This window comes from Actinomadura rubrisoli (assembly GCF_004349215.1).
Taxonomy (GTDB): domain Bacteria; phylum Actinomycetota; class Actinomycetes; order Streptosporangiales; family Streptosporangiaceae; genus Spirillospora; species Spirillospora rubrisoli.
This window is the reverse complement of sequence record NZ_SMKU01000413.1, coordinates 1-7366: the sequence shown is the minus strand read 5'-3', so window position 1 is coordinate 7366 and position 7366 is coordinate 1. Positions and strand designations below refer to the sequence as shown.

General features: G+C 71.4%; 6 protein-coding genes. 3 read left to right on the top strand and 3 right to left on the bottom strand.

All coding sequences use genetic code 11. From position 1 onward, the window contains the following. Positions 1–282: 282 nt before the first annotated feature. Positions 283–1236, top strand: a complete 954-nt coding sequence (locus E1298_RS41435; RefSeq protein WP_243726157.1) for a serine hydrolase — start codon at positions 283–285, stop codon at positions 1234–1236. 48 nt (positions 1237–1284) lie between these two features. Then, positions 1285–3060, top strand: coding sequence for a S9 family peptidase (locus E1298_RS41430; protein WP_131902857.1), 1776 nt, complete (start codon positions 1285–1287; stop codon positions 3058–3060). A 64-nt stretch (positions 3061–3124) separates the two neighbouring features. On the opposite strand, the gene E1298_RS41425 is transcribed toward E1298_RS41430, so the two are convergent. From E1298_RS41425 to E1298_RS41415, 3 genes are all read right to left on the bottom strand, one after another. After that, entirely contained in the window at positions 3125–3793 is a 669-nt protein-coding gene (locus E1298_RS41425; protein ID WP_131902856.1) for a TetR/AcrR family transcriptional regulator, read from the bottom strand. Positions 3794–3911: 118 nt separating this feature from the next. Then, positions 3912–5006, bottom strand: coding sequence for an aspartate-semialdehyde dehydrogenase (locus E1298_RS41420; RefSeq protein WP_131902858.1), 1095 nt, complete (start codon positions 5004–5006; stop codon positions 3912–3914). A 222-nt stretch (positions 5007–5228) separates the two neighbouring features. Continuing rightward, complete coding sequence (locus E1298_RS41415) at positions 5229–6503, bottom strand: aspartate kinase (RefSeq protein ID WP_131902855.1); 1275 nt, start codon at positions 6501–6503, stop codon at positions 5229–5231. Between the two features lie 192 nt (positions 6504–6695). Between E1298_RS41415 and E1298_RS41410 the strand changes: the two genes are divergently transcribed. Continuing rightward, positions 6696–7366, top strand: a 671-nt coding sequence (locus E1298_RS41410) for an SDR family oxidoreductase (RefSeq protein WP_131902854.1), incomplete at its 3' end; no start/stop codon positions are given.

Sequence of the window (7366 nt, the reverse complement as noted above, 5' to 3'; positions counted from 1 at the left end):
GAGCCCGACCTCGACCGCCCCGCCACCCATGAACCCGGGCTCGGCCACCTTGCCACCCCGTGAGCCACCGGGCTCGGCCGCCCCGCCTCCCTGACCCCCTCGGCCTCGGACGTCTCGCCACCCTCTGAGCCCCAGGCTCGGGCGTCGGGACTCCGCTGAACCGCTCCCGTCGTCCGCTGTGCCGGTCTCTGTCGTCCGGTGTCACGGCTCCGTCCGAATCAGAACGGATCTTTATCCTCGATCACCAGGCTTGCGGGACTGCTGATCACTAACGTGGCGTGCGTGTCAGAACGCCTCCCGCGAACCCTGTTCGCCACACTCGCCGCCGGTGCCGTGCTGTCCACGGCGATTCCCGCCAACGCCGTCCAGCCGAACGCCGCGCATCCGAGCGCCGTCCGCTCAACGGCGGCGGCCGCCAATCCGTGCAAGTCGGCTGCGCACCCGGCCATCGCGAGGAAGCTCGGGACGCGGATCCGCAAGGCGCTGAGCGGGCGCACCGGAACCGAGTCGGTCGCGGTGTACGACCGCAAGCGCGGCATCCGCTGCGCCATCGCGTCCGGCCGCCGGTACGACTCGGCGAGCGTCGTCAAGGCCACCATCCTCGGCGCGCTGCTGCGCCAGGCGGCCGACCAGCACCGGTCGCTGACCTCGGTGGAGAAGTCCCAGGCCCACAAGATGATCACGCAGTCGGACAACGACGCGGCGTCCGCGCTCTGGCGGTCGGTGGGACGGACCCGCATGCAGCGGTTCCTGAACCGGGCCGGGATGACCCACACGGTGCTCGGCTCCGGCGGCTACTGGGGGCTGACGCAGATCACCGCGCAGGACGAGATCGCGCTGCTCAGCCGCTTCACCAAGCGCAACGCGCTGCTGCCCGACAAGTCCCGCGCCTACGCGCTGGGGCTGATGAACAAGGTGATCCCATCCCAGCGCTGGGGCACACCGGCCGGCCGTCCGAGCGGGGTCACCTGGCACGTGAAGAACGGCTGGTTGCCGCGGCACGACCGTTACTGGCGGGTACACAGTATTGGCACGTTCGACGGGCACGGTGAGGACTACATGATCGTGGTGCTCACGCAGGACACGCCGTCCATGGCATATGGGGTGAGCACCATCGAGCGCGTGGCCCGCACCGTTCACCAGGGCCTCAACCCGCGGATGCGGTCGATGACGGGCCAGAGCATCCCGGACGGCACGTGGGAGAAGTCCGACGGCTCCGTCCCGGCCGGTCTCTGACCGCCGACTCGTCCGAACTCCGGCCGCCCAGCAGCGATACTGGGTGGCATGGTCGACGACGAGCGCTGGAAGGCGCGTTTCCGGGCCGCCCGGATCAGCTTGCCGCACTGGGCGCGCGACGCCCCGCACCGCAGCATCTACAGGTCGAACGTCACGGGGACGTGGGAGATCTACACCTGGGACCGGGACACCGGCCGGCGGCGGCAGGTGACCGATCGGCCGAACGGCACCTGGATGGGCACCGTCGACCCGACCGGCGCATGGGTCTGGTGGTTCGCCGACACCGACGGCGACGAGTTCGGCGTGTGGAAGCGCGTCCGGTTCGGCGCGGAGGAGGGCGCGGAGAGCGTCCCGGCGGTGCCGGGGCTGGAGCCGTCGTACCCGTCCGGGCTGTCCCTCGGCGCGAGCGGCCTCGCCGTGATCGGACGGACGACGGAGGACGGCAACACCGTCCACCTGTGCCGTCCGGACGCCGAACCCGAGGTGCTCTACCACCACGCCGAGGACGCGCACGTGGCGGCGCTGTCGCGGGACGAGGGCCTGATCGCGATCGGGCACAGCGAGCACGGCGACAGCCGCCACATGGCGCTGCGCGTCGTCCGGCCCGACGGCTCGACGGTCGCCGACCTGTGGGACGGGCCGGGCAAGGGCGTGCACGGGGCCGGGTTCGCGCCGGTGGACGGCGACGCGCGCCTGCTCGTGGGGCACGAGCGCCGGGGCCGCGACGAGCTGCTGATCTGGGACGCGGTCCAGGGGACCGAGCAGGAGATCGTCCTCGACCTGCCGGGCGAGATCGGCGCCGACTGGTACCCGGACGGGTCCGCGCTGCTGATCTCCCACTCGCACGAGGCGCGCGACGAGCTGTACCGCTACGACCTGGGCACCGGGGTCCTCACCGGGATCGAGACGCCGCGCGGAGTGATCGGCGGCGCGGCGGTCCGCCCGGACGGGACGGTCGAGTTCTCGTGGTCGTCCGCCGCGGAGCCGCCGGTGGTGCGCTCCACGTCCGGCGAGGTCGTGCTCACCCCGCCCGGCCGGCCCGCGCCGCCCTCGGTGCCGGTCGAGGACGTGTGGGTGGACGGTCCGGGCGGCCGCATCCACGCGTTGGTCAGCAGGCCGGCGGACGGCGATCGTCCCTACCCGGCCGTGTTCGACGTCCACGGCGGGCCGACCGCACAGGACGACGACTCCTTCGCCCCGGCCGCCGCGGCGTGGGTCGACCACGGCTTCGCGGTCGTCCGGGTCAACTACCGGGGCTCGACCGGCTACGGCTCGCAGTGGCGCGACGCCATCGAGGGCCGTGTCGGGCTCACCGAGCTGGAGGACATCAAGGCCGTCCGCGACTGGGCGGTGTCGTCGGGCCTCGCCGACCCGGAGCGGCTCGTGCTGACCGGCGGCTCGTGGGGCGGGTTCCTCACGCTGCTCGGCATCGGGACGCAGCCGGGCGACTGGAGCGTCGCGGTCGCGTCCGTCCCGGTCGCCGACTACGTCGCCGCGTACGAGGACGAGATGGAGGGTCTCCAGGCGTTCGACCGGTCGCTGTTCGGCGGCTCGCCGGACGAGGTCCCGGACCGCTACCGCGAGTCGTCGCCGCTCACCTACGTGGACAGGGTCGAGGCGCCCGTGCTGATCCTGGCCGGGGAGAACGACCCGCGCTGCCCGATCCGGCAGATCGACAACTACCTCGGACGGCTCGCGGAACTGGGCCTCCCGCACGAGGTGTACCGGTACGACGCGGGGCACGGCTCCCTCGTCGTGGAGGAGCGGATCACCCAGATGGCCGCCGAGATGGGCTTCGCCCGCAAGCATCTAGGTATGTCCTGAAAGTCCCCGGAGACGGACGGACGGCCGACCCGTTCCGTCCGTCCCGGGACCCACAGGCGTCCGGCTAGGCGCGGACGTCGCGGATGATGTCGACAAGCTCCCTGGTCACCGACTTGAAGCCGGGGATGCGCGACATGGAGACCATGCGGTTGACCAGCGGGACGGTCCGCTCCACGAGCAGGTAGGTCTTGCGGCAGCCCGGCGAGCTGTCGTGGACCCAGTACAGGACGACGCCCATGGAGTAGAGCCACAGCAGCTCGGGCAGCTCCTTGCGGAACTCCTTGTCGATCTTGAGGTCGGAGCCGTCGACGACCTCGCGGTAGATCGCGACCGCGGAGTCGCGCGCGGGCCCCGACTCGGCGCTGAACGGGTTGAGCGGGCTGGTCGGCTCGGCGGCGAACTTGAAGAACTTCCCGGCGAACTCGTGGTAGGGGACCATCGTGTCGACCCGGGCCTTCAGCACGCCCAGCAGGCGGGGGGCGAAGTCCTTCTCGGCGGCCAGCACGGCGCGGCAGGCGGCGGCGTGCTCGTCCTGGAGCTCGTCGTAGTAAGCCTGGATGAGCTCTTCCTTGGAGCCGAAGTAGTAGTAGGCGTTGCCGACCGAGACGCCCGCCTCCTTGGCGATGGCCCGCATGGTCGTCGCCTCGTAGCCGCGCTCTCGGAACAGCCGCAGCGCGGTCACGACGATCAGGGCCCGCGTCTGCTCGGACTTCACGGCCTTCGTCTCGGTCACGTTTGCCAGCCTAAAGCCCGGCGCGCCCTCTTGCTCATGCCAGGAAGCCCGCCCGCCCCGGGCCTGGACGCGTCGTCGGACGAGTCGGCCCTGGACGCGTCGGCCGTCCGCGCCGTCCTCACGGGGTGAGCCCGGCGGCGAGCAGCTCGGCCACCTGGGCCGTGTTGAGCGCCGCGCCCTGGCGCAGGTTGTCGCCGCACAGGAACAGGTCGAGGGCCTTCGGATCGTCCAGCGAGCGCCGGACCCGGCCCGCCCAGGCGGGGTCGGTGCCGACGACGTCCGCGGGCGTCGGGAACTCCAGCAGCTCAGGGTTGTCGCACAGGACGACTCCGGGCGACCCGGCGAGGATCGCCTGCGCCTCCCGCTGGTCGACCCGCTCCCCGAACACCGCGTGGACCGACAGCGAGTGCGCCGTCACCACCGGGACGCGGACGCAGGTCGCCGACACCCGCAGCCCGGGCAGCCCCAGCACCTTCCTGGTCTCGTCCCGCACCTGGAGCTCGTCCGAGCTCCAGCCGCCGTCCTCCAGGGAGCCCGACCACGGCACCACGTTCATGGCCAGCGGCGCCGGGAACGGTCCCAGCTCACCGACGACGCCGCGGACGTCGCCCGCGCGGAGGCCGAGTGCGCGGTCACCGCCCACCTTCTCCATCTGGGCGTACAGCGTCTCGATGCCGTCCTGCCCGGCGCCCGACGCCGCCTGGTACGACGACACGACCAGCTCGCGCAGCCCGTACCGCCGGTGCAGCGCCCCGATCGCGACGATCATCGCCAGCGTCGTGCAGCCGGGGCTCGCCACGATGCCGCGCGGACGCTCGCGCAGCCGCTCCGGGTTCACCTCCGGGACGACCAGCGGCACGTCCGGGGCCGTCCGGAACGCGCCGGAGTTGTCGACCACCACCGCCCCGCGCGCCGTCGCGACCGGCGCCCACTCCTTCGACACCGCGCCGGGCACGTGGAACATCGCGATGTCGACGCCGTCGAACACCTCCGGCGCGAGCGCGGCCACCGGGACCTGCTCCCCGCGCACCGAGAGCGGCCGTCCCACGGAACGGGGCGAGGCGACCAGCCTGATCTCCCCGTACACGTCCCGGCGGGTGGACAGCAGGTCGAGCAGCACGGCCCCGACGGCCCCCGTCGCGCCCACGACGGCGAGCGTGGGCCCGCCCGCCGCCCTGTTCCTCCCGGTGACCGGCCCGGCAGTCGAGCCCATGGTGGTACTCACCCTCTCGTCATCGCGTCGCGTCCGCCCGCCCCTTCACTGAACTCTCACCAGGCGCGGCCGGTTCCCTGCACGGGCGGCCCGCGTCGAGCGTGTCACCGGCCCGCACCCGCCTCAGCGGCATACGACACATATCGGGAACGCGAAACGGGCCGCGCGGGCCGGGAACCATCCCCCTACCCGCACGGCCCGCGGCGGAACCCGCGGCCGGCGTCAGCGGCCGGTGCCGCCGTAGACGACGGCCTCGACCTGGTCGGCGTCGAGGTCGAACGCGCGGTGCGCGGCGGCGACGGCGGTGTCGATGTCGTCCTGGGCGACGACCACCGAGATCCGGATCTCCGAGGTGGAGATCATCTCGATGTTCACCCCGGCGTCGGCGATCGCGGCGAAGAACATCGCGGTGACGCCCGGGTGGGAGCGCATCCCCGCCCCGATCAGCGACACCTTGCCGATCCGGTCGTCGTAGCGCAGCGACTCGAACCCGATCCGCTCCTGCAGCTTGTTGAGGGCCGTGAGCGCGCTCTGCCCGTCGGTCGACGGCAGCGTGAACGAGATGTCGGTGCGCCCGGTGGACGCCGCAGACACGTTCTGCACGATCATGTCGATGTTGATCTCGGCCTCGGACAGCACCGTGAAGATCGTGGCGGCCTCACCGACCTTGTCGGGCACCCCCACCACCGTGATCTTGGCCTCGCTCCGGTCGTGCGCGACGCCGGAGATGATCGCCTGCTCCATGTCCTGTCCTTCGATCTCGCTGCTGTCGACGACCCACGTGCCTTCCTTCTGGCTGAACGAGGAGCGCACGTGGATCGGGATGTTGTAGCGGCGCGCGTACTCCACGCAGCGCAGATGCAGGATCTTGGCCCCGCTGGCGGCCATCTCCAGCATCTCCTCATAGGAGATCCGCGGGATCTTCTGGGCGGGCGGGACGATCCGCGGGTCGGCGGTGAACACGCCGTCGACGTCCGAGTAGATCTCGCACACGTCCGCGTCCAGCGCCGCCGCCAGCGCGACGGCCGTGGTGTCGGAGCCGCCGCGGCCCAGCGTGGTGATGTCCTTGGTGCCCTGCGAGACGCCCTGGAAGCCGGCCACGATGCAGATCGAGCCCTCGTCCAACGCGGTGCGGATGCGTCCCGGCGTCACGTCGATGATCTTCGCTTTGCCATGGGAGCCGTCGGTGATGACGCCGGCCTGGGAGCCGGTGAACGAGCGGGCCTCATGGCCCAGGTTCGCGATGGCCATGGCCAGCAGGGCCATCGAGATCCGCTCGCCCGCGGTGAGCAGCATGTCCAGCTCACGGCCCGGCGGCAGGGGGCTGACCTGCTTGGCCATATCGATGAGATCATCCGTCGTGTCGCCCATGGCGGACACGACGACGACCACGTCGTTGCCCGCCTTCTTCGTCGCGACGATGCGCTGGGCGACCCGCTTGACGCACTCGGCGTCGGCGACGGAGGAGCCACCGTACTTCTGCACGACTAGAGCCACGAGTGGGCGCTCCTCGGATCGGGGTCAGGCGTACCGCCGATGAGTCTACCGAGCGCCCTCCCTTGGATTACGGGCAGGTAACTCTGCTCGTTCGGCGAGTTCACCGATGCGCATCGGCCCCCATCGCGCCTTGCCTCTGACGTCAACGTCAGGTTTTAGTCTAGCCATGACCGCACACCCACGGAGGCAGCCATGCAGATCGCCGGTTCCATCGCCCTTGTCACCGGCGCCAACCGCGGCCTCGGCCGGCATTTCGCCCAGCAGCTCCTGGAGCGCGGCGCGGCCAAGGTCTACGCGACCGCGCGCACCCCCGAACGCGTCGACCTCCCCGGCACCGACGTCCTGCGCCTGGACATCACCGACCCGTCCTCGATATCCGACGCGGCCACCGCCGCCCGGGACGTCACCCTCCTGGTCAACAACGCCGGCAGCGCCACCTTCCAGAACCTCGTGACCGGCGACCTCGACAAGATCCGGCTGGAGATGGACACCCACTTCTACGGCACCCTCGGCATGATCCGCGCCTTCGCCCCCGCCCTCGCGTCCAACGGCGGCGGCGCGATCCTCAACGTCCTGTCCGTGATGTCGTGGATGTCCTACGACGGCGCCAACGCCTACGGCGCCGCCAAGGCCGCCGAGTGGAGCCTCACCAACGCCGCCCGCCTGGAGCTGGCGAACCAGGGAACCCAGGTGACGGGCCTGCACATGGCGTCCACCGACACCGACATGATGGCCGACTGGGACATCCCGAAGAACGCCCCCGCCGACGTCGTCCGCACCGCCCTGGACGGCCTGGAGGCCGGCCGCCAGGAGATCCTCGCCGACGAGATCACCGCCCAAGCCAAAGCCGCCCTCCCCACCAC

Coding starts and splice junctions, on each gene's coding strand:
- E1298_RS41420 (WP_131902858.1), bottom strand. CDS start 5,006: ATGGGCTCGACTGCCGGGCCGGTCACCGGGAGGAACAGGGCGGCGGGC.
- E1298_RS41430 (WP_131902857.1), top strand. CDS start 1,285: ATGGTCGACGACGAGCGCTGGAAGGCGCGTTTCCGGGCCGCCCGGATC.